This window comes from Nonomuraea helvata (assembly GCF_039535785.1).
GTDB lineage: Bacteria > Actinomycetota > Actinomycetes > Streptosporangiales > Streptosporangiaceae > Nonomuraea > Nonomuraea helvata.
In genome coordinates, this window is record NZ_BAAAXV010000001.1 from 1,435,517 (window position 1) to 1,456,607 (window position 21,091).

Consider the following 21,091-nt stretch of genomic DNA (forward strand, 5'->3'; position numbering starts at 1 on the left):
GGGAATCCGGGATCAGATGTCGGTGATGCGCAGCCCCGCGTGGGCCTTGTAGCGGCGGTTCACGGAGATGATGTTGGCGGTGAGCGCCTCGATCTGGTGAGCGTTGCGCAGCCGCCCCCCGTACACGCCGCGCACGCCCGGGATCACCTCGGCCAGCGCCTGCACCGTGTCGGTGGCCTCGCGGTCGTCGCCCAGCACCAGCACGTCGAGGTCCACCTTCTCCACCGCCGGATCCATCAGCACGACCGCGGACACATGGTGGAAGGCCGCCACCACCCGGCTCCCGGTCAGCACCGCCGCGGCCTGCTGCGCCGCGCTCCCCTCCTCGACCGGCAGCGCGTAGGCGCCCTGCTTGTCGAAGCCGAGCGGGTTCACGCAGTCGACCACGATCTTCCCGGCCAGCTCGGCGCGCAGGGACTCCAGCAACGCCTTGTGCCCCTCGTACGGCACCGCCACGATCACGATGTCGGCCTGGGCGGCGACCACGGCGTTCTCGGCGCCGCTCGCGCCCGCCCCGATGTCGCCGGCCGCGTCCTGGGCGCGCTGCGCGCTACGCGACCCGATCAGCACCTGATGCCCCGCCAGCGCGAACCGCCGCGCCAGCCCCTTCCCCTGGTCGCCGGTGCCGCCGAGGATGGCGATGGAGAGTCCGCTCACGTCTGTCATACGCCAGATAATGCCACCTCGCCGGACGGCCCCCGACCCGCCCACCCCCTACCGAGCTGCCCTTCCGCCGGCCGAGCGGATGGGCAGCGTCCCGGCCGAGCCCGCGCGAGGCTGGCCCGGCCGGGCGGGTGGGCGAGGCGGCCCTGCCGGGAGGCGGGCGAAGCGGCCCGGCCGGCAAGCGGGTCAGCAGTTGCCGGTGGCGGGCAGCCCGAGGATCCGCAGGGCCAGCCATTCGATCGCCGGCGGCCCTCCTTCGACGGCCCCCGAGACGTGGTCGGGGGCGGGCAGCGCGGTCCACCGCACGGTCACGCCGGCCCGGCAGTACTCGGACCGCAGCGTGGACCCCACGGCGAGCGGGATGATCTCGTCGCCCTGCGCGTGATACAGGAACATCGGGACCCGCGGAGCCACGGCGCCCAGGCGGTTCTGCCCGAGCCGGACCAGCCACTTCGGCTGGTTGAGCAGGTCGACCGGGCTCAGGTCGGAGAAGCTGAGCCCCGCCAGCTTGCCGAGGTCGCCCACGCAGTCGTCGGCGGCGTCGGCGAGCAGGGCGCGGCCCCGGTCGTTGAGGTCGGCCTGGAGGTTCAGCTCGGGGTAGGCCGCGTCGAGCCCGACCCCGGCCGCGGCCGCCAGGCCGAAGTTCGGCCCGCCGTCCAGGTGGTCGGCGACCGCGTGCAGGTCAGCGGGCACGCCGCCGGCCGCGACACCCTTGAGCCGCAGCTCGGGCGCGTACGACGGCTGCAGCTGCGCCGCCCACCCGGCCGACGAGCCGCCCTGGGAGTAGCCCATGACGGCGACGGGCGCCCCGCTCGACAGCCCGGCCGCGGACACGCGGGTGGCGGCCCTGATCGAGTCGAGCACGGCATGCCCCTGCGAGATCCCGGCCATGTACGTGTGCGGCCCCGGCGTGCCGAGCCCCTCGTAGTCGGTCATGGCCACCGCGAACCCCTTGAGCAGGAAGAGGCTCACCAGCGCGAGCTCGGCCTCCCGGCCCTGGCTCATGCTGACCGAGGGGGCGCACTGGTCGCCGAGCCCGTGGCTGCCCACGGCGTACCCGATGATGGGGCGCGCGCCGAGCGGGTAGCCGCTCTTGGGCACGAGCAGCGTCCCCGACACGGTGTTGAGCGCGCCGGTGGCGGAGGTGGAGGTGTAGCGGAGGTGCCAGGCGTTGACCGGGACCTCCAGCAGCTTGCCCGGCAGGAGGTAGACGGTCGTGGGCTGGGCGGAGACCACGTCTCCCGGAGCCGCGGCGCGGGCCGGGGTCGTGGTGAGGGACATGATCAATAACAGGATCATGGACATGCTGACGCGGACACGTAAGGTCATGTGCCGCCCCTCTCCGTGAGGACCACATACTTGGGACGGCGGCGCCGCGAGCCGATCGTTACCCGGGAGTAACCCCGTGTCAAGGGTTGAAATGACGCGGAAACACACCTCGTGTCAGCACATCACTCCCGAATCAGCCACCCCCGGACGTGCCGGTCGTGCACCATGGGTGACATGGACTCAGGATCGGTGGCCCTGCTACGCGAGCTCCTGGCCGAGACCGGCTGGCTCGAACGCGCCCGCGAGCTGGGCGTCGCCCTGCGTGCCACCCGCTCGCCCGGCGGCCTGCTCCTGGTCGGCACCCCCGACGAGGAGCCCTGGCACCTGACCGCGCACCTCGCCGACGAGGCCAGGTTCTCGGGGTTGTCGCAGCTCACGCCCACGCTGGTGCGCTGGGCGCCGCCCGCCGACGCCCCCGCCCACCTGCGCGTCGGCCTGGAGCGCCTGGAGCGGGCGGCCCGGGGCGAGACGCTGTTCGTGCTGAGCGAGCAGCAGGCGCCGGTGCCGCTGCTCGAACGCGTGAACGACGCGCGGCGCACGGGCGCGACCATCCTGGCCGTCGAGGGCGGCGACCGGGAGCTGGCCGGGCTGGCGCACGACGCCATCCAGGTGCCGCGCGAGGGGCCGGTGACGTTCGACGGGGCGCAGCACCTGGTGAGCGCGGCGGCCGGAGAGCAGGAGCGCCGCCCCGGCCTGCGTGAGCGCCTGGCCCGCCTGCTGGAGAAGGTCAGCGGTCCCCAGCTGGCGGACTAGCCACACGATCCTCGACCGGCCGCTCGGCCGTGCGGTCCTCAGGCGGTGGACCGGCCGGCTGGTCCTCAGTGGTCGGGCCTGCCAGGCGGCCGCTCAGCGACGTGCCGAGCGCCGCCGTGGTCTCCTCGATCGCGCCGATCACCACGGCCTGCACCGGGTCGGGCTCCCCCGACCTCGTACGGCTCACCCGCGTGACGGCGTCGAGCCTGCGCGCCCCCACATCCCGGATCTCGCTCACCCGTACCTCGCCCTCGGGCACGTCCAGCAGCGCCAGCGCGGGCACGATCGCCACCCCGTGCCCGGCCGCCACCAGCGCGAGCGTCGGCCCGAACTCGGTGATGACGTGCACCTTCCGCGGCTCGAACCCGTGCAGCCCGGCCAGCCGCTCCAGCGCCTGGCCGCACGCCTGGTTCGGCTCGCCGGCCACCCACGGCTGCTGCATCAGGTCGGCGACCGTATGCGGGTCGGGCCAGTCGGGCGGCAGCACGATGCGGTATTCGTCCACGTAGAGCAGCCGGGTGCTCAGCGACGGCTGCGACAGCGCGGGCAGGCTCATGTCCTGCTCGGTGATGAGCACGTCCACGGCCCCCATCCGCAGCTCCTGCAGCGCGGGCTGGCCGTAGATCTCGTGGATGGTCGGGGTGATCTTGGGGTGGCGTGCGGCCAGGTCACGCATGGCCGGGACCAGCACGTGCTTGATGACCGTGGGGAAGGCGGCGATGCGTACGGGCCCGGCCAGGCGTTCGGTGAAGCGGGTGAGCTCCCGCCTGGCCTCCAGCAGTTCCTCCTCCACGCGTTCGGCGTAACCGGCGAGCACCCGCCCGGCCGGGGTGAGTGAGACGCTGCGCTGGGAGCGGTCGATGAGGGCCAGCCCGACCTCGCGTTCGAGCTGGGCGAGCTGCTGGGAGACGGCGGAGGGGGTCAGGTAGAGTGCCTCGGCGGCCCGCATCACGCCGCCGCGGCGGGCGACCTCGTGGAGAATGCGCAGCCGCCGTGGATCAATGTCCATGCAGGTCAGCTTACGCGCACCTTTAGGTTTCTTTATTTGTGCTTCAGCGCCCTGGATCCGGACAATGGCCGCCATGGATCTCGTCCTCGCCGCCGTCGGATGGGTCGGCGCCGCGCTGCTGCTGGGCGGCTACGCCCTGGTCACGTCGTCCCGGTTGCCCGGTGACGGCGTGACGTACCAGATCGCCAACCTCGCCGGCTCGCTCGGGCTGATGGTCAACAGCGCTTACAACGCCGCCTGGCCGTCGGCCGGGCTCAACCTCATCTGGGCGGGGATCGGCGCCGTGGCCCTCGTCAAACTCGCGCGCCGCGCGCGCGAGCAGGAGTCGCCAATTGACATCCTCCCCCTCGTAAACGAGGGGGATTCTCACGGTCGCCCGTGAGGGTTCCTGCTTCACCGCCGGTTGCCCGCCCGAGAGGACTCTCGTTGAGGTCTTACACCAGCTCCACAGGCGTTTCAGCTCTCCGCCAGCCCGGCGGCGAGCACGTTCTTGGCCGCGTTCACGTCCCGGTCATGGACCGCGCCGCAAGCACAGGTCCACTCGCGGACGTTCAGCGGCATCTTGTCTCGCAAGGCCCCGCACGCCGAGCACAGCCTGGAGGAGGGGAACCAGCGATCCACCGCCACCAGTTCCCGCCCGTACCAGGCCGCTTTGTACTCCAGCATGCCCCGCAACTCCCGCCACGAGGCGTCGGAGATGGCGCGCGCCAGCGAGCGGTTCTTCACCATGTTGCGCACGGTCAGGTCTTCCACGGCGATCACTTGATTCTCGCGAACAAGCCGTGTCGTGACCTTGTGCAGGTGATCCCTCCGGCGATCCGTGATGCGGGCATACACCCGTGCCACCCTGCGCCGGGCCTTGTCCCGGTTGTTCGAGCCTTTCTCCTTACGGGCAAGCGCCCGCTGCGCCTTGGCCAGCCTCTTGCGATCGGCCCGCTCGTGACGCGGGTTGACGATCTTCTCTCCGGTGGAGAGCGTCGCCAGAGCGGTGATCCCCGCGTCCACGCCCACCGACTGCCCCACCGGGGGCAGTGGTGTGATCTTCTCCTCGACCAGGATGGACACGAACCAGCGCCCGGCCGCGTCCCTCGACACGGTCACCGTGGACGGGACCGCCCCCTCCGGCAACGGGCGCGACCACACGATGCTCAGCGGCGCATCCATCTTCGCCAGCGTCAACTGGCCGTCCCGCCAACGGAAGGCCGAGCGGGTGTACTCCGCCGACGCCCGCGACTTCTTCCTGCTCTTGAACGTCGGGTACTTGGCCCGCTTGGCGAAGAAGTTCGCGAAGGCGGCCTGCAGGTGGCGCAGCGCCTGCTGCAGCGGCACGGACGACACCTCGGACAGGAAGTCGTACGCACCGCTGCGCTTCCACTCGGTCAGTCGTGCCGAGGACTCCACGTAGGAGATGCGGCGGCCTTCCAGGGTGTAGGCGCGGGTGCGTTCTTCGAGGGCCCTGTTGTAGACGAGGCGGACGCAGCCGAACGTCCGGGCGAGCTCGGAGGCTTGCTCGGGGGTCGGATAGAAGCGGTACTTGTAGGCCCGCTTCACGGTCTTCGCCACGTCTCACATTCTATCAGCCGACCGGCTAAAAATCGCACTCTTGTTCGATACAGCGGTCCGCCTTACGGCGAATCGCCTACCCCTGCCCTGCTCCGCAGGAGTCCAATTCCTCCCCCGCCTGAAGGCGCGGGTTTTCTCGGAGGTATCTGATGATCGTCGAACTCAGTCACCGCATCGTGGACGGGATGGTCACCTATCCCGGCATCCCCGGACCGAAGCTGGGCGTGCACCTGAGCCGGGAGGACTCGCGCGCGGTGTACGCGCCGGGCACGGAGTTCCACATCGGCGTGATCACGCTCGCCGCCAACACCGGCACCTACCTGGACACCCCGTACCACCGCTACGCCGACGGGCCCGACCTGTCGCAGGTGCCGCTGAGCAAGCTGGTGAACCTGCCGGGCCTGGTGATCCGCGGCGGCGAGGGCCGGGAGGTGGTGATCGACGAGGGTCTGGACGTACGCGGGAAAGCCGTGCTGATCCACACCGGCTGGGACCGTCACTTCGGCACCGACGCGTACCTGCACGGCCACCCCTACCTCGCGCCCGGGTCGGCGCAGTGGCTGGCCGACCAGGGCGCGGCGCTGGTGGGGATCGACTCGCTCAACATCGACGACACCCCGCCGCACGGCGAGCGCCCCGCCCACTCGATCCTGCTGAAGGCGGGGATCCCGCTGGTCGAGCACCTGACGGGCCTGGCGGAGCTGCCCTCCGGCGGCTTCCGCTTCCATGCCGCGCCCCCGATGGTCGCGGGCATGGGGACGTTCCCGGTCAGGGCGTACGCGATCGTTCCCTAGTCTTCTTCCTCGGCCTCGTCCCAGGCCTTGTTGCGGTCGGCGGCGCGCTGCAGCGCCCCGGCCGCCTCCTGTTCTGAGGCGTAGGGACCCATCCGATCCTTGTTGGGGCAGCCCTGCTCGGGCTCGACCCGCATGTGCTTGAGACAGAACCACCACTGGCCTTCGCTCACGAGGTCAATTCTGCCCCGTAGACTCATGTTTCATGACGACACTGCTCCAGCCCGGGCGAGTTTCGCCCATGCGAAAGGTTCCCGCCCACATCGAGCGGCCGGAGTACGTCGGCAAGAAGCGCCCCAGGACCGGCGAGTCCGACGTGAAGAGCCCCGAGATCATCGAGCGCATGCGGGTGGCCGGCCGGATCGCCGCCCAGGCTCTCGATGAGATCGCCAAGCACATCCAGCCGGGCGTGACGACCGACGAGCTCGACCGGATCGGCCACGAGTTCCTCATCGACCACGGCGCCTACCCGAGCACGCTCGGCTACAAGGGCTACCCCAAGTCGCTGTGCACGTCGATCAACGAGGTGATCTGCCACGGCATCCCCGACGACACCGTGCTCCAGGACGGCGACATCGTCAACGTCGACATCACCGCCTACATCGGCGGCGTCCACGGCGACACCGACGCCACCTACCTCGTGGGCGAGGTGGACGAGGAGTCGCGGCTGCTGGTCGAGCGCACGCGCGAGGCGATGATGCGGGCCATCAAGGCGGTCGCGCCCGGACGGCAGCTCAACGTGGTCGGGCGGGTCATCGAGGCGTACGCCAAGCGCTTCGGCTACGGCGTCGTGCGCGACTTCACGGGTCACGGCATCGGCACCAGCTTCCACTCCGGGCTGATGGTGCCCCATTACGACGACCCGTCGCTGCGGGTGGAGCTGGTGCCGGGGATGACGTTCACGATCGAGCCGATGCTCACGCTGGGCACGATCGAGTACGACATCTGGCCCGACAAGTGGACCGCGGTGACCAGGGACCGCAAGCGCACGGCCCAGTTCGAGCACACGATCGTGGTGACCGAGACCGGCAGCGAGATCCTCACCCTCCCCTGAGGAGTGTGGCGGTTCGTCACCGGTGCCTGGGCACCACCCCGGTCACCGTCGTGCCCTGCCCCGGCACGCTGTTGACCGAAAGACTCCCGCCCAGCTCCGCGAACGCCGCCCGCATCCTGGCGATCCCGCTCCCCGCGCCCGTGAGGGAGAAGCCCTGCCCGTCATCGCTGATCGTCATGCGTAACCCGCTCTTGGAGACGGTCACGGCGATGGACACGATCTGTGCCCGGCTGTGCAGCTCGACGTTGGACAGGGCGTCGTCCATCGCGGTCATGACGCCGCGTAAGACCCGTGAGGAGACGTCGGTGGCGGGCAGCGCCCAGGTCTCCACGACGATCCCCGTGCGCTCGGACCACTCGGTGAGGTAGCTCTCGAGCGCCTCCCCCAGACTCTGCCCCCCGCGCATCCGTGTCTCTTCCGACAATGGTCTCGCCTTCCTCGGCACGCCGGTCCCGCGCCGGTCCCCACTCCGGCGCTCCAACCTGGCGGTGCGCATCCCCCCTCAAGGCCTACGCACGCTGACTGATGCGGTTATGCCCGTCTCCCCTGCGAGACAGGCTACCGGCCGGTCCAGAGACGTGTAGTGGGAAGATAGAAGGCCATGGCCGAACCGCTACTCGCCCATGCGGCCGCGGGAGAAGGGCTACTCGCCCTTGTCGGCGCGGTTGAGGCGGGCGAGATAGTCGTTGTAGGAGTCGAGCTCGGCATCGCCCCCGCCCGAGCGGTCGGCCCGCCTGTCGGTGCGCCGGGCCTGCCGCTCGTCGTCCCTGTACCACTGCGCGGCGATGGCCAGCAGCACGAGCAGGGTCGGGATCTCGCCGAACCCCCACGCGATGGCCCCACCGTCGCGCTGGGTCTGGATCAGCGTGTCACCCCAGGTGCGGCCGAGCTGCTCGTACCAGCCGGAGGCGATCACGGTGCCCATCATCATCAGCGCGATCCCGAAGAACGCGTGGAACGGCATGGTGACGAAGAGCATCAGCAGCCGCCCGACGTACGGGAGCCGGTTGGGCCCGGGGTCGATGCCGATGATGACCCAGAAGAACAGGCACCCGCTGAGCAGGAAGTGAAGGGTCATCCAGATGTGCCCGAGATGCTCTTGCATGGCCGACTCGAAGAGCGGCGTGAAGTACAGCGCGTACGTCGAGGCCACGAAGATGAACGTGGCGACGCCGGGATGCGTGATGACCTTGGCGAACCGGCTGTGCAGGATCGTCGTGATCCACTCCCGCGGCCCCCGGTCGCCCCTGCGGGTGGCGGGCTTGAGCGCGCGCAACGCCAGCGTGACGGGGCCGCCGAGGACCAGGAAGATCGGCACGACCATGGAGAGCGTCATGTGCTCGATCATGTGCATGTCGAACATGACCTTGGCGTACCGCGACAGGCCGCTCTGCGTGGCGAAGACGAGCAGGGCCACCCCGATGTACCAGGAGACGGTGCGTCCCCACGGCCACTTGTCGCCACGCCGCATCAGCCTGAAGACGCCGAGCCCGTACAGGCCGCCCAGGACGGCGGCGACCACGGCGAAGAACAGGTCGAGCCACCACAGGGTGAACACGTTGCCGAGCGTGATCGCGGGGGGAAGCGGGAAGCCGAGCAGCTCGAACGCCCGGTCGGCGGGCACGCTGAACTCGGGCGGCGGCGTGCGCGACAGCGCCACGGCCACGCCGACGGTGGCGAGCATGAGCAGGAACTCACCTGAGGCCAGCCGGGTGAACGCGTGGGGCCTGCCCTTCTTGAGGTCGGCCATCGTGCGCTGCCTGTGCCAGTAGCCCACGTAGCCCAGCAGCACGAAGGCCACGATCTTGGCCACGGCGAGCAGGCCGTACTGGCTGGTCCACAGGTCGGACAGCGCACCCAGCCGCGCGACCAGGCTGAACACCCCGGAGACGCCGACCCCGGCGTAGCACCAGACGGCCATGTCGGAGAAGCGCGCCGCGGCGATCTCAAGCTGCGGCTGCCTGCGGACCGCGTGCTGGGCCAGCACGGCGAGCCCGCCCACCCACAGCGCGAGCGCGAGCAGGTGCAGCGACACCGCCGACGTGGCCAGGTCGTGGTTGGGTGAGGACGAGCTGTGCCCGGTGAGAGGCACGGGCAGCAGCGTCGCCAGCGCGAACACCAGCAGCCCCGCCGCGGCCCCGGCCGTGATGGCGCCGCGTGAGAACAGCGCGATCGCCACCCCGAACAGCACCACGAGCGTGAGCGCCACGCCCTGCGTGGTCTGGGTGGCATAGCTGGTGAGGAAGGGACCGCTGAGGATCTCGGGCACGGACCGGCCGATGGACTCGGCGGTGCCGAACACGATGCTGGCGAAGGCCGACCCGGCCCAGGCCAGCGCCGCCCACGAGGCGGCCTTGACGTATTCGAGGCCGCTCCTGCCGAGCACGCCCTTGTCGTTGGGCAGCAGCGCGGCGGCCATCAGCAGCAGGCCGACGGTGGCCAGGCCCGAGACGTCCATGGCCAGCTTGGACAGCGGCAGCCCCCACCGGACGACCGCTCCGGAGTCGGGCAGCCCCGGGATGATCCGCGGGAACGCGCGGCCGCCGGCAATCATGCCGATCACCAGCGCGACGACCGAGGCGGCCGCCCCGGCGAGCGCCAGACGCGCCGCCTTGGTCATGGCTTCTTTCTCCGCGCGCTCAGCAGGAAGCCGATGCCGATGCCGACGAGCGCGCCGATCACGATGACCAGCCAGACCGGGAACGTCGCCGCTTGGGAGGCCGACGCCTGGTCAGTGGCCGTCGCCTGGTCAGTGGCCGAGGGCTGGACCTGAGCCTGGGCAGGCGGTTCGGAACTCACCGACGCGGCGCTCTCGGCGCTCGCGGACGCGCTGGGGGACGGCGTCTCCGCCCCCTCCACCTTGAACGGGATCTCGCCCTCGATGGGATGCCCGTCGGACGACACGACCCGATAGGCGATCGTGTACTTCCCGTCGGGCAGCGGCCCCCCGACCGCCTGCGTCACCACTTTGCCGTCCGCCTCGGGCTTGCCGCGCTGATGCTCGGCGTCACCGGGACCGCGCACGATGACGTACGGCAGGCGCACGCCGGCAGTGAACTCCAGCCGCACCTCCTCAAGGGCCTTGACCTTGGCACCCTTGGCCGGGGAGCTGCTCTTGAGCGCGTCGTGCGCCAGCGCGGGCGGGGCGGTGACGAGCACGAGCAGGGCGGCGGCGACAGCGGCGAGTGCCGCGAGCGGGGATCTCTTCATGACATCCTCAAGGCTACCGACGCCGCTGCCCGGTCCTGACCTCGCTACAACCCCGCGCAGGCCAGGGCCCGCTGGTAGGCCTCCACCGCGCCGTCGGAGTCGTCCAGCATCTCCATGGTCTCGGCCGCGGCGTACCAGGTGCCGGCCACGCGTCGGGAGTCCGGCAGCGGCGCGAGCCAGTCACGCACGGCGCGCGCGTGCCCCTGGGCCTCCTCAAGGTTTCCCATCGCCCCATGAGCACGGCTGATCAGCAGGTCGGCCTCTGCTCCAAGGGCGCGCACCTTGCCGGGCAGGACGTCCTGCCCGGCCTGAACGTGGGCGAGCGCCTGGGCGGGCGAGCCCAGGATGATCTCGGCGCGGGCCAGCTCGACCCGGCACCGGGCGATGTCGACCGTGCTCGCCGAGGTCTGCGCCAGCTCTTCCGCCGCCCGCAGCATGATGTCGCGGGCGGCCTGCGCCTGGGCGGGACGGGCCTTCAGGAGCATCGAGCCGTACGCATTACGCATGCGGGCGAGGTTGCGCGGCTGGCCGCTCTCGGACTGCACCGCCATCGCGCGCTCCGCGAAGGTGAGCGTCTCCTCGCCGTGCCCGGTGCTTTGCGCCACCACCGCGGCGTTCCAGCAGGCGGCGACGACCGACCTGGGCGTACCCAGCATGTCGGCGGCGTTGAGCAGCTCGGCGGCGAACTGCCTGGCCCTTAGCATGTCGCCGCGGAACATATAAGCGGACAGGAGCGTGGCACCCAGCTCGACAAGGAGGTCCGTCCACGTGGGACGGGCAGGGCCGCCCAGGATCTGCTCCCCGACCGCGACCGCTTCGGTGAGCCTGTCGCTGTCCCGGTAGACTCGGCACAGCGCGATGGCGAGCTCGACCTCACGCTCCGGCGTGGTCTCCTCGGTCCGCAGCCTGGCGAGGATGGAGATCGCTTCGTCGAGGTCGCCGATCGCCTCCGTGGCGAGCGCCAGCCCGAATTCCGTATCTTGACGAAGCTTGGTGAGACCTGTCAGGTTGTTGTCCGTCAATAGCTCAGCGAAGCGAGTCCGAGCCTCGGAGGCCTCACCGTTCTCCAGGGCGAGACGCGCGTAGCCCAGCGCCAGCTCGATGTCTTCCATCTGCTCGGCCGTGACACCGTTGACCAGGTAGGAGAGCGAACAGTCGAGCTTCTGAGCCAGCAGCTCCAGCACCGCCGGGGTAGGGGTACGTTTGCCACTCTCGATGAGCGAGACGTAGCTGTCCGACAACTCCGGATGCGCAAGCTGTGCCTGCGACAAACCTCGCTGCCGCCTCACTGTCTTGATACGGAGTCCGACCATGTCAGATGTGGTCACCGCTGCCGCTCCCTGAGATTATTGCGTCCGAGCAACACGAATAGGCGAGGGAGAACCCCCGATGCGTACGCGTACTGCGTTGACTGTACTTGCTGCCGTGATTCTGGCTCTCACGACCGTCGGAGGCAATGCTACGACCGCATGGGCCGATTCGTCTCCTGTGAGTATGTTCGACACCCCCGTTTGCTGCTGACCACCGCGGGCAAGAGGCGAGGTACATGATCTGCCCGCAGGGAGCGACTCTCGGCTGTTCCGCACGAGGCCCAAGGCGCGAGGCGGGATTGTCGTGCCTGGACAGGCACACTCACCACATTTTATTGATCTTGACTTTGGCAGCACGGCCCGCACTCCGGCGATCTTTCTTTATGCCACGGCGATTCTTACTACGCTGACTCCTCGACGGGAATCATGGGCGATTAGAGGAGGCCGCTTGAGCGAAAGAATCTTCATCCGCCTCCTCGGAGAAGTCACCGCCGAGTTCCGCCGCGAGGGCTCCGGCCACCCCATCGACCTCGGACCGGGCAGACAGCGAGCCACTCTGTCGATCCTGGCCGCGACAGCCCCCCGCCCTGTCCCGATGGGCGAGCTGATCGCCGGCGTCTGGGGCGAGGACGCCCCGCGAAACGCTGAGCAGAGCGTTTACACCTATATCGCCGGGCTACGTCGCGCTTTTGAGCCCGATCGCGGGCGGCGCGAACCGTCACGCGTACTGGCGGGAATGTCGGCCGGATACGTCTTGCAGCTGGAACCCACCCAGGTGGATGCGCAGCTGTTCGCCGAGTGGACCGCGGAGGCCAGGCAGGTCCAGCGCGCCGGCGACGACAGCCAGGCCGTACGCCGCCTCGACGAGGCCCTGGCAATGTGGCAGGGTACCGCGCTGAGTGGGCTGTCCGGCCCGTTCGTGGAAGCAGAGCGCGACCGCCTCGAGCAACTCCGGCTTGCCGCACTGGAACTGCGCGCGGAGAGCCTGCTGCGCCTGGGCCGCCACCGGGACATCGTCGAGGAACTCTGGCATCTCACTCGCCTGAATCCCCTACGTGAGCGGGTCCGTGAGCTGCTCATGGTGGCCTTGTTCCGCTCGGGCCGCCCGGCGGAGGCTCTGAAGGCCTATGAGGAAGGCAAGGTCCTGCTTGCCGAGGAGGTCGGCCTGTCGCCGGGCGAGGGGGTTGCGCCGGTGCTACGAGATGGTGCTGGAGGCCGATACGGCGCCCGCTTCAAGTGCGTCGCCCGCCCCGAGTGCGCCGACACCACACCAATTGCCCCGCCCGCTGGCGGAGTTCGTGGGCAGGTCGACGGAGATCCTGCGCCTGAAGGAGCAGCTCGCGCCATTCGGTGAGACTCCGCCGAGCCCATTGGTGATCATCACCAGGCCACCGGGCGTCGGCAAGTCAGCGCTGGCCGCCCACGTCGCCCACCTGGCCAAGGACCGCTTCCCCGACGGGCAGCTCTATGTCAACTGCCGAGGCGCCATGCCCGACTTACCGGCGCTCACCCCGATCGACGTACTCGGCCGGTTCCTGCGCGCGCTCGGTGTGCCGCCCAGTGCCGTGCCCACCGACCTGGACGAGGCGGCGGCCGCGTGGCGCAGCCGCCTGCACGACCGGCGAGTGCTGGTCGTGCTGGACGACGCCGCCGACCTCGCGCAGATCCGGCTGCTGCTGGCGGCCTCGCTCGGCAACACACTGCTTGTGACCAGCCGGGAGACCATGAGCTGGGGCGAGGACGCCGTCCAGCTGGAACTCGCCAGGATGTCCCAGGCGGAGTCGGCCACGATGCTGGCCAAGCTGGCAGGTGCGGACCGAATCTCGGCCTACGCGGGCGAGACAGCCAGGCTCGTGCGCCTTTGTGATGGTCTCCCGCTTGCATTACGCATCGCCGGGGCGCGCCTGGCCAGCCGCCCTGACTGGAGCGTGTCCGCGCTGGCGGCCCGCCTGAGCGACGAGCAGACCCGGCTGAACGAGCTGGCGGTCGGCGACCTGGCGGTCCGCTCCAGCCTGGCCGCCAGCCACACCGCGCTCGAACGCGGCTCGCGACCCGTGGACCGGCTGGCCGCGCGCACGCTGTCGCTGCTGGGCCTCCTGCACGTCCCCGAAGTGACCGCGGAGGCGGCGGGCGCGCTGCTCGGCGTCACATCAGGCGAGGCGGAAGCGGCCCTGGAGCGGCTGGTGGACGCCTACCTGCTCGATCGCTCCGGCCCTGGTCGCTACCAGTTGCACGACCTCATCCGCCTTTTCGCCGGCGAGCTGCACCCCAGCGACTGGCGCGAGGCGCTGATCCGCGCACTGTCGTACTACGCCGCCTCCACCCGCCTGGCCAGCCACGTCAGCGACCCGCACCGCACTCAACCGGCAGCCCCGGTCGACGCCGTACCGCACGAGGTCCGCACTGCGGAGGAGGCGAGGGCGTGGCTGCGCGAGGAGGAGGCTGTCCTGTCGGCCGCGGCAGTGCAGGCCCTGCACTCCCCCGACGACACGATTGCCCGGCTCGGCGTCAATCTCACGTTCGGCCTCCAGTGGCGTCAGGAGCGGGCCTACCACATGACGGAGATGAAGGAGCTGAACACGCTGGCGTTGCGGGTGAGCGAGCGCCTCGGGGACGAGGCGGGCGCCCTGCTCGCGCACGACCACATCGCCAACGCCCTGCGTTTGACGGGACACACGGACGAGGCCGTCACTCACCTGCGGGCCGGGCTGGAGCTGGCCCGGCGGCTCGGCGATGCCTTCAGCGAGATGCGTACGCTGGGCAACCTGTCCAGCGCTTACAACTCGGGGGAACGCTACGAGGAGTCGCTGCCCTGGGCGGAGCTCCAGCTCTCCCTGGCCAGGAGCATCGGCGCAAGCGTGGGGGTCCGGTACGCGCTGCTGAGCATGGGGTATTCCCACCTGGGCGCGGGACGTCCGGAGGAGGCGCGTGAGACGCTGCATGAGGCGCTGGCCGAGGCCGAGAAGGCGGGAGACATCGGCCAGGAGGGGGTGATCCGGGTCGCGCTCGGCGAGGCCCACGTCGATCTCGAGGACCCGAAGCAGGCTCTGCCACACCTTCTTAGGGCTCGTGAGGTGTTCGAGGCGAATGGTTACCGGATCGGGAAGCTACGTTGCCTGATCGCGCTGTCGCGCGCGTACCGGATGCTGGAGGATCCCGACCGGGCCCTGTCCTGCGTCAACGAGGCCGTCGTCTGCGGTGGCGGGCTCGGCCACGCCCGCTGGGAGCAGCGGTTGAGGGAGGAGCGGGCGGCCGTGGACGCGACGCAGACGGCTGCACCTAGGCCAGGCTCCACGACCCCGGCGTGTTGAGGCTTTGACCGGGGTCTGATTCGTTGCGTATGACCGATAGCGGATGTCCCCGTGGGTAATAACCCTTCAATTCGAGCAGGGAGCCCATGGGTGAAAGTTCGTGACGCCGAGGCGCGCTGGTCGCAGGTAATCCTGGGCGAAGCGCGATAATGGCGTGCGGGACGCACAACTCGCATTCGTCGCCTCGCGGCTCCTGACCGGAGCCATGCCGCGTCTCCGCCTGCGGCCCTGCAGCCTACGCAGGTGGTGACCAATGCGAGGGCGGGAGATGACCAGCGGATTCAGCGGGGGTTTCAAGCGAATTCAGGATCGGCTTGCAGCCACCGGTGAGGAGCCGATCGTGCCAAGGCAGGCGAGCACTCGATCCCGTCAAGCTGATCTGGCATTTACCGGCCGCCTATACGTTCGTTCCACATGCGGCTGGGGTTATCCCCCGCTCGGATTCTGACTAAGCTGCCGTGGTCGCATCCGTTCGCGATCATCGGAGAGGCGTATGGCCACGAGCCCCACAGTCCGTCTCCTGGGTCCAGTGGGCGGCGAGATCGCCGGCGTGGAGATCGATCTGGGCCCGCCGAGGCAGCAGGCGACCATGGTGATGCTGGCGGGGCCGCCGGGGCGGGTGGTCACCATGGGGCAGCTCGTCGAGGGATTGTGGGGCGCGACTCCGCCTGCGAGCGCCGAGCAGAGCGTCTACACGTACATCGCGGGGTTGAGACGCGCGCTGGAACCGGATCGGCGGCCCAGGGAGCCGTCGCGGCTGCTGATCGGCACGGCCGGCGGATACCGGCTGGACATCGACCCGTCCCTGGTGGACTCCCACGTCTTCGCCGCATGCCTGGACGCGGCCCGTCAGGCGAAGCTGGACGGCGACCTCGACAACGCGCTGGGCGAGCTGCAGCAGGCCCTGGCGCTGTGGCGCGGCCCGGCGCTGAGCGGCGTCCCCGGCCCCTTCGCCGAAACCGAGCGGGCCCGCCTGGAGGAGCTCCACGTGACGGCCGTCGAGGCACGTGCCGACGTGCTCGTATGTCTTGGACGCCCGCAGGAGGCGCTCGACGGACTCCCTGAGCTGATCCGCTCCCGTCCGCTCAGGGAGCGCCTGCGTGAGCTGCTCATGCTCGCCCTTCACGGGTGCGGCCGCCAGGCGGAGGCGCTCGAAGTCTTCGAGGAGGCCAGGCGCGTCCTGACCGAGGAACTCGGCGTGAATCCGGGTGCCGGCCTGCGCCACGCCTATCAGCTCGTCCTGCGTGGTGGCGGCACGGCGGCCGAGGAGTCGACGCCGCGGCAGCTGCCACGCGATCTTCTGGGCTTCGTCGGCCGGACGCCGGAGATCGTCCGCCTGAGATCCCTGCTCGTCCCGCCGGACGATGCCCGGCCGCATCCGTTCGTGGCAATCTCCGGCCCGCCGGGCGTCGGCAAGTCGGCGCTGGCTGTGCACGTGGCGCACCTGGCGAAGGAGCGGTTCCCGGACGGGCAGCTGTTCGTCGGCCTGCACGGGGCCACGCCGAACGTGGCCCCGCTGTCCACTCACGAGATCTCCAGCCGGCTCCTCCGGGGTCTCGGCACGCCGGATCACGCCATTCCGGCGGACGCGGATGAGTCTGCCGCCTTGTGGCGCAGCAGGCTGCACGGGAAACGCATTCTCGTGTTGCTCGACGACGCCGCCGGTCTCGGTCAGGTTCGGCCGTTCCTGTCGGCGCCCCTCGGCGTGGCGGTGCTCGTGACCAGCCGGGAGTCACTCGCCGCGGGCGACGACTGCGTACAGCTGCGCCTGGGCCCGTTGTCGGACGCCGACGCGACCACCATGCTGGCCGGACTCGCAGGGGCCGGCCGCGCCTCCGCGGACCTCGGCCAGACCATGCGACTGGTGCGCCTCTGCGACGGCCTTCCCCTGGCGTTGCGCATCGCGGGCGCACGGCTGGCCGACCGCCCGGAGCTGAGCGTGGGCGCGCTCACGGCCAGACTCAGCGACGAGCGGAGCCGGCTCCGCGAGTTGGAGTCGGGCGAGCTGGCGGTGCGTTCCAGCCTGGCTTCGAGCTGGAACACGCTCAGGGACAGCAGCCGCCCGGCCGACCGGGCGGCAGCACGCATGCTGGCACTCCTCGGCCTGTTCCATGTCCCGGACATGACCGCGGAGCTGGCAGCCCCGCTCGCGGGCTGCTCACCGGCGGAGGCCGGACACGCCCTGGAACGCCTCTCCGACGCTCACCTTCTGGAACGCGGCGGGCAGGAACGTTACCACCTGCACGATCTCGTCCGGCTTTTCGCCGCCGAGTTACCTCCGCCCGAGGGAAGGGTGGCGCCGCTCGTCCGCGTGCTCACCTACGCCGCAGCGTCCGCGCGTACGGCCGCGCGGATCAGCGACCCCCACCGGGTGCATTGCTCGTATCCGAAGGTCGAGGGCGGGGGCCGGCGGTTCGAGAGCCAGGAGGAGGCGTACGAGTGGCTCAGAGTGGAGGAGTCCACGCTGCTGGCCGCCGCCTTCCAGGCGATCGACCATCCGGACGACGAGATCGTCAGGCTCGGGGCGGCGGTCGGCTTCGCCCTCTGGTGGTATCAGCAGAAGGGGTTCCGCGTACCGGACACGATCGCTATGGGGACGCGACTGCTGGCCGCGGGAGACCGGCTCCAAGACGACGTCATCACGATGGAGGCACACGCCTACATCGCGACAGGTCTGCATTTCAAGGGCGATCTCGCCACGGCGCGGCAGCACAACGAGCAGCATCTGCAGCTGGCGAAGCAGCTGGGGGACCGGTTCAACGAGCAGCGTGCGCACGGCAATCTGGCATCCGTGCACGCCGCGCGGGAGGAGTTCGACGACGCATCTCGTCACGCGCTCGCCCAGCGGAAGATCGCCAGGGAGATATCGTCGGCGGTGGGGGAACGATACGCGTTGCAGGCGCTCGGCCGCGCCTACAGGGGCCTCGGCCGACCATACGACGCCATGGCCGTGCTGGAGGAGATGATCGCGATGGCCGAGCGCGCGGGCGACACCATGCACATGTCCGTCGGCGGCTCGCTGCTCGGGCAGGTGTTCCTCGACCTGGGAGAGACGCTCAGGGCCCGCGATCTGCTCGAGCGGACCCTGACACAGGCCCGGGCCGTCCGCGTGAAGACCGCCGAAGTGGCCTGCCTGACCCGCCTGGCCACGGCCCATCGCCTGCTGGGCTCGCCGGATGAGGCGAGCCGACGCGCTGCCGAGGCGATCGCGCTCGCCCGGCAGATGGGCAGCGCGGACTGGCTCGAACGCGCGGTCGAAGAGCAGGAAGCGCTCTCGGATCAGCGGGCGGCACCGCGGAGCACCAGGTAGAAGTCGACCCGATCCCCCATGGTCGACAGATTCCGCTGGGTGAGCTCTTCGCCCCTTTTGATCCGGTATCGGACCGTGTTCACGTGTGCGTGCAGCCGCTCCGCGCAGGCGTTCCAGGCCCGGCGCGGTCCAGGAAGATCCCCAGCGTACGCACCAGCTCCGACTGGTGCCTGCGGTCGTAGTCCAGCAGCGGCGACAGCAACCGGGCCGCGAAAGAGCGGCGCACCTCACCCAGTGGCTCGCCCGGAAGCACCAGACCGGGCGACCCGCTTGGCACCACGTATCTAGGACTGGGGTTCCGGCTCCGAACCGTCGTCAAAGAGGTCGTCGATGTGCGTGGCTTCGAGAGCGCGCCGCAGCCAGACCTCCAGGAGGGCAAGGTCGGTGCAGGTGGCGATCTGCATGTGCCGCTCGGGGGGAATGTCGATGCTGCGGAAGCGCAGGACGGTAAACACAGAGGCCACCTTTTCCCTGATGCGGCCTTGTGTATCGCCCAGTCTCCAGCCCTCTTTCCAGCCTTCTTCGCGGCCTTCTTCTCGACCTGCGGCCTCACCCTTGCGGTACAGGTTCTGGGCCCAGGGGCTGTGCTCGGGAATGTAGATTGTCACGGTTTCCTCCAGAAGCCGGCGCGCCTGCGGCGGGGCCATGTCGATAGTGTAACCAAACAGAGACGCGGCGTCATCGGCTGGCAAGTCGTCGAGGAGCTTGATGAATGCCTCGGTGACCTTCGGCAGGTGGCCGTGCGCCATCACCGACAGCGCCGCAGTCAGCAGGTCCGCGGCCATCTGCTCCGGGTCGGTCAGGACGGGGATCCGGTCGGGCCCGACGATCACCGGCCGCATGATGACGGTCAGGCAGCCGCTGTGGATCTCCACCTGCGAGGTGAAGCGCGCCGCGCAGGGATCGGGCGTGATGAAGATGACGTAGACCGGTTTGCGGGTCTCCAGCCGGAGCATTTCGGCTGCTTCGACGGTCTGCCGCAGCTTCTGCTCAGACATTTCGGTCTCGACCTCGACGATGGTGGAGAACCATCGGTCCTGGGGCGGGCCGCCGAACACGACGGTGTCGGCATGCATCTCCCTGGAGATGCGGTCCCGCAGGTCTCCCGGCCCCACCCACAACGGGGCGCCGGTCGGCAGTTCGATCCCACCGACCTCCCGCAACAGCCGTATCGGCAGGTCGAGATGGTCGCGGACAAGTCGAAGGAGGGCGTCGTGCCGGGGAGAAGGCATGCACGGAACGTTATCAATCGATCACGCATCTGGATGCTTTTTCGCCGAACTGTAGTGCGATCAACGAGGCAGGCCCGTGTCCCGGAGGGCCAGGAAGAAGTCCACGCGGTCCGCCATCGTCGACAGGTCTCTGCCTGTCAGCTCCTCGATCCGGCGGATCCGGTAGCGGACCGTGTTCACGTGCACGTGCAGCCGCTCCGCGCAGGCGTTCCATGACCCGGCGCAGTCCAGGAAGACCCCCAGCGTCCGCACCAGCTCCGACTGATGCCTGCGGTCATAGTCCAGCAGCGGCGACAGCAGCCGGGCCGTGAAGGAGCGGCGCACGTCGCCGGGCACCGTGGCGAGCAGCAGCGCATGCGTATAGATCTCGTCGCTGGTCACCACCCCACCGGCACGGGCCTCAGCCAGACGCCTGGCGTGCCCGGCCTCCTCGACACCGCCCTTGATCGCAGCGGCCCCGGTCAGGGCACCGCTCAGCCCCACGCACAGACGGGTGTCGGGCAGGGCTGCCAGCACCTCGGTGCCGGCGCGCAGCCGCTCGGCCAGCTCGGTGGTGGTGCGCTCGCGCAGCGGCACCAGGGCGACCGCGCCGTCCGCGCCCGCCGCCGCGACGACCTCGCGGCCCAGCAGCTCCTCCACGATCTGCCCGCCGAGCGTGGCGGGGTCGGGGCCGCGGGTGGCGCCGCGGCGGGGCGCGGTGGCGTTCACGATCGCGTAGGGCTCCGCCGCGTCGATCCCGCACGTGCGCAGCCTGGCGTTGAGCTCGGCCACGTCCGACTCGGCCAGGGCGGCCACGATGAGCTGCTCGGCCAGACGGCGCTCGACCCTGCGCCCCTCCTCCATACGGCTGCGTTCGAGCCCGACACAGGCCGCCAGCTCATAGCCCAGATCGGCCCGACCCATCAGGTCGCCGTCGCAGGCCAGCGCCCAGCCGGCGGCCCGGTGCCCGCGCCCGACCGCGAAGATCGTGTGCTCGCCGACGTGCACGGGCAGCTGCGGCGCCGTCAGGTACGCCTGCGCCAGCCGTACCGGATCACCGGCCGCGCCCACGATCACCTCGCCCGAGGCGGACACGACGGCGCCGGTGACGCCCAGCTCGGCGGCGGTCAGCTCGAACAGCTCGCCCAGGTCGGCGCCCTCGGCTATGGCCGCGACGAGCCTGCGGTGGCGGCCGAGCGCGTCGCGCACGTCGCCGGACAGCCGCGGCACGACCAGCTCCGCCAGCGTGCGGAACGACACCTCCGTCGGCACCTCCACCAGCGGCAGCCCGGCGGCCTCGCACGCCGCCACCAGGTCGGCCGGGACGTGGCCGAGCCACGCCTGCCCGGCACCGAGCGCGGCGACCCCCGCCTCGACCAGCGCCGACACGAACCCGGCGGAGTCCTCGGGCGCGTGCCACCACATCAGCCCGGACAGCACCAGCTCGCCGCCGGCCAGGTAGCGGCCGGGCTCGGGCAGGTCCGTGATGTGCACGGCGTGGAACTCGCGGGCGGGGTCGCCGGCGAGCAGGGTCAGGCGCAGGTCCTCGATGGCCAGCAGGTCAGAGATGCGCACTT

General features: G+C 70.2%; 19 protein-coding genes and 1 pseudogene. 7 read left to right on the plus strand and 13 right to left on the minus strand.

Annotation, left to right across the window (positions count from 1 at the left end; translation table 11 throughout):
• Positions 1-12 precede the first annotated feature (12 nt).
• Together npdG and ABD830_RS06560 are read right to left on the minus strand one after the other, a co-directional pair.
• Complete coding sequence (npdG, locus tag ABD830_RS06555) at positions 13-666, minus strand: NADPH-dependent F420 reductase (protein WP_344985492.1); 654 nt, start codon at positions 664-666, stop codon at positions 13-15.
• A 183-nt stretch (positions 667-849) separates the two neighbouring features.
• On the minus strand, positions 850-1,992 hold the full coding sequence (locus ABD830_RS06560; protein ID WP_344985493.1) for a lipase family protein: 1,143 nt from the start codon (positions 1,990-1,992) through the stop codon (positions 850-852).
• A 174-nt stretch (positions 1,993-2,166) separates the two neighbouring features.
• On the opposite strand from ABD830_RS06560, the gene ABD830_RS06565 reads away from it, so the two are divergent.
• Positions 2,167-2,745, plus strand: a complete 579-nt coding sequence (locus tag ABD830_RS06565) for a hypothetical protein (protein ID WP_344985495.1) — start codon at positions 2,167-2,169, stop codon at positions 2,743-2,745.
• On the opposite strand, the gene ABD830_RS06570 is transcribed toward ABD830_RS06565, so the two are convergent.
• On the minus strand, positions 2,720-3,754 hold the full coding sequence (locus tag ABD830_RS06570) for a LysR family transcriptional regulator (protein WP_344985497.1): 1,035 nt from the start codon (positions 3,752-3,754) through the stop codon (positions 2,720-2,722). The two genes, ABD830_RS06565 and ABD830_RS06570, sit on opposite strands and share 26 nt — an antisense overlap.
• Positions 3,755-3,827: 73 nt before the next feature.
• On the opposite strand from ABD830_RS06570, the gene ABD830_RS06575 reads away from it, so the two are divergent.
• Positions 3,828-4,136 (plus strand): CBU_0592 family membrane protein, encoded by a 309-nt coding sequence (locus ABD830_RS06575; RefSeq protein WP_344985499.1) that lies wholly within the window; start codon positions 3,828-3,830, stop codon positions 4,134-4,136.
• Here ABD830_RS06575 and ABD830_RS06580 read toward each other — a convergent pair.
• Positions 4,113-5,317 (minus strand): annotated as a pseudogene (locus ABD830_RS06580) (RNA-guided endonuclease InsQ/TnpB family protein); the annotation flags it as partial. The gene ABD830_RS06575 and the pseudogene ABD830_RS06580 sit on opposite strands and share 24 nt — an antisense overlap.
• Before the next feature lie 149 nt (positions 5,318-5,466).
• Between ABD830_RS06580 and ABD830_RS06585 the strand changes: the two are divergent.
• Positions 5,467-6,111 carry a cyclase family protein gene (locus tag ABD830_RS06585; RefSeq protein ID WP_344985501.1) on the plus strand — a complete coding sequence of 215 codons (645 nt, stop codon included), beginning with the start codon at positions 5,467-5,469 and terminating at the stop codon, positions 6,109-6,111.
• Here the strand turns inward: ABD830_RS06585 and ABD830_RS06590 are convergent.
• Positions 6,108-6,281, minus strand: coding sequence for a hypothetical protein (locus tag ABD830_RS06590; protein WP_344985502.1), 174 nt, complete (start codon positions 6,279-6,281; stop codon positions 6,108-6,110). The genes ABD830_RS06585 and ABD830_RS06590 overlap by 4 nt on opposite strands.
• Positions 6,282-6,313: 32 nt before the next feature.
• Between ABD830_RS06590 and map the strand changes: the two genes are divergently transcribed.
• On the plus strand, positions 6,314-7,162 hold the full coding sequence (map, locus tag ABD830_RS06595) for a type I methionyl aminopeptidase (protein ID WP_344985503.1): 849 nt from the start codon (positions 6,314-6,316) through the stop codon (positions 7,160-7,162).
• 16 nt (positions 7,163-7,178) lie between these two features.
• Here the strand turns inward: map and ABD830_RS06600 are convergent, their stop codons facing one another.
• The 4 genes from ABD830_RS06600 to ABD830_RS06615 all read right to left on the minus strand — a co-directional run bounded on the left by ABD830_RS06600 (position 7,179) and on the right by ABD830_RS06615 (position 11,685).
• On the minus strand, positions 7,179-7,568 hold the full coding sequence (locus ABD830_RS06600) for a sensor histidine kinase (RefSeq protein WP_344985504.1): 390 nt from the start codon (positions 7,566-7,568) through the stop codon (positions 7,179-7,181).
• 237 nt (positions 7,569-7,805) lie between these two features.
• Positions 7,806-9,782, minus strand: coding sequence for a bifunctional copper resistance protein CopD/cytochrome c oxidase assembly protein (locus tag ABD830_RS06605; protein ID WP_344985505.1), 1,977 nt, complete (start codon positions 9,780-9,782; stop codon positions 7,806-7,808).
• Complete coding sequence (locus ABD830_RS06610) at positions 9,779-10,372, minus strand: copper resistance CopC family protein (protein ID WP_344985508.1); 594 nt, start codon at positions 10,370-10,372, stop codon at positions 9,779-9,781. Before ABD830_RS06610 ends, ABD830_RS06605 begins: the two co-directional genes overlap by 4 nt.
• Before the next feature lie 44 nt (positions 10,373-10,416).
• Positions 10,417-11,685, minus strand: coding sequence for a helix-turn-helix domain-containing protein (locus tag ABD830_RS06615; RefSeq protein ID WP_344987642.1), 1,269 nt, complete (start codon positions 11,683-11,685; stop codon positions 10,417-10,419).
• A gap of 445 nt (positions 11,686-12,130) precedes the next feature.
• On the opposite strand from ABD830_RS06615, the gene ABD830_RS06620 reads away from it, so the two are divergent.
• The 3 genes from ABD830_RS06620 (at position 12,131) to ABD830_RS06630 (ending at position 18,303) form a co-directional block, all read left to right on the plus strand.
• The gene (locus ABD830_RS06620) at positions 12,131-13,036 is read left to right on the plus strand and encodes an AfsR/SARP family transcriptional regulator (RefSeq protein WP_344985510.1); all 906 of its coding nucleotides are present in this window, start codon (positions 12,131-12,133) and stop codon (positions 13,034-13,036) included.
• The gene (locus ABD830_RS06625) at positions 12,957-14,993 is read left to right on the plus strand and encodes a tetratricopeptide repeat protein (protein WP_344985511.1); all 2,037 of its coding nucleotides are present in this window, start codon (positions 12,957-12,959) and stop codon (positions 14,991-14,993) included. Before ABD830_RS06620 ends, ABD830_RS06625 begins: the two co-directional genes overlap by 80 nt.
• Before the next feature lie 529 nt (positions 14,994-15,522).
• Positions 15,523-18,303, plus strand: coding sequence for an AfsR/SARP family transcriptional regulator (locus tag ABD830_RS06630; RefSeq protein WP_344985512.1), 2,781 nt, complete (start codon positions 15,523-15,525; stop codon positions 18,301-18,303).
• On the opposite strand, the gene ABD830_RS06635 is transcribed toward ABD830_RS06630, so the two are convergent.
• From ABD830_RS06635 to ABD830_RS06650, 4 genes are read right to left on the minus strand one after another with little or no spacing between them, the layout of a single operon-like run.
• Positions 18,273-18,386: a helix-turn-helix domain-containing protein gene (locus ABD830_RS06635; RefSeq protein WP_344985513.1), complete on the minus strand. Its 114-nt coding sequence runs from the start codon at positions 18,384-18,386 to the stop codon at positions 18,273-18,275. The genes ABD830_RS06630 and ABD830_RS06635 overlap by 31 nt on opposite strands.
• Positions 18,383-18,529: a hypothetical protein gene (locus ABD830_RS06640; protein WP_344985515.1), complete on the minus strand. Its 147-nt coding sequence runs from the start codon at positions 18,527-18,529 to the stop codon at positions 18,383-18,385. The genes ABD830_RS06635 and ABD830_RS06640 overlap by 4 nt, the downstream gene beginning before the upstream one ends.
• A gap of 58 nt (positions 18,530-18,587) precedes the next feature.
• Positions 18,588-19,535: a hypothetical protein gene (locus ABD830_RS06645; protein WP_344985516.1), complete on the minus strand. Its 948-nt coding sequence runs from the start codon at positions 19,533-19,535 to the stop codon at positions 18,588-18,590.
• 60 nt (positions 19,536-19,595) lie between these two features.
• Positions 19,596-21,089, minus strand: a complete 1,494-nt coding sequence (locus ABD830_RS06650; protein WP_344985517.1) for a PucR family transcriptional regulator — start codon at positions 21,087-21,089, stop codon at positions 19,596-19,598.
• Between the last annotated feature and the right edge of the window lie 2 nt (positions 21,090-21,091).

Excerpts from the sequence above, each read along its gene's own strand:
- npdG (WP_344985492.1), bottom strand. The coding sequence starts at position 666 with ATGACAGACGTGAGCGGACTCTCCATCGCCATCCTCGGCGGCACCGGC.
- ABD830_RS06560 (WP_344985493.1), bottom strand. The coding sequence starts at position 1,992 with ATGACCTTACGTGTCCGCGTCAGCATGTCCATGATCCTGTTATTGATC.
- ABD830_RS06565 (WP_344985495.1), top strand. The coding sequence starts at position 2,167 with ATGGACTCAGGATCGGTGGCCCTGCTACGCGAGCTCCTGGCCGAGACC.
- ABD830_RS06570 (WP_344985497.1), bottom strand. The coding sequence starts at position 3,754 with ATGGACATTGATCCACGGCGGCTGCGCATTCTCCACGAGGTCGCCCGC.
- ABD830_RS06575 (WP_344985499.1), top strand. The coding sequence starts at position 3,828 with ATGGATCTCGTCCTCGCCGCCGTCGGATGGGTCGGCGCCGCGCTGCTG.
- ABD830_RS06585 (WP_344985501.1), top strand. The coding sequence starts at position 5,467 with ATGATCGTCGAACTCAGTCACCGCATCGTGGACGGGATGGTCACCTAT.
- map (WP_344985503.1), top strand. The coding sequence starts at position 6,314 with ATGACGACACTGCTCCAGCCCGGGCGAGTTTCGCCCATGCGAAAGGTT.
- ABD830_RS06600 (WP_344985504.1), bottom strand. The coding sequence starts at position 7,568 with ATGCGCGGGGGGCAGAGTCTGGGGGAGGCGCTCGAGAGCTACCTCACC.
- ABD830_RS06605 (WP_344985505.1), bottom strand. The coding sequence starts at position 9,782 with ATGACCAAGGCGGCGCGTCTGGCGCTCGCCGGGGCGGCCGCCTCGGTC.
- ABD830_RS06610 (WP_344985508.1), bottom strand. The coding sequence starts at position 10,372 with ATGAAGAGATCCCCGCTCGCGGCACTCGCCGCTGTCGCCGCCGCCCTG.
- ABD830_RS06615 (WP_344987642.1), bottom strand. The coding sequence starts at position 11,685 with ATGGTCGGACTCCGTATCAAGACAGTGAGGCGGCAGCGAGGTTTGTCG.
- ABD830_RS06645 (WP_344985516.1), bottom strand. The coding sequence starts at position 19,535 with ATGCCTTCTCCCCGGCACGACGCCCTCCTTCGACTTGTCCGCGACCAT.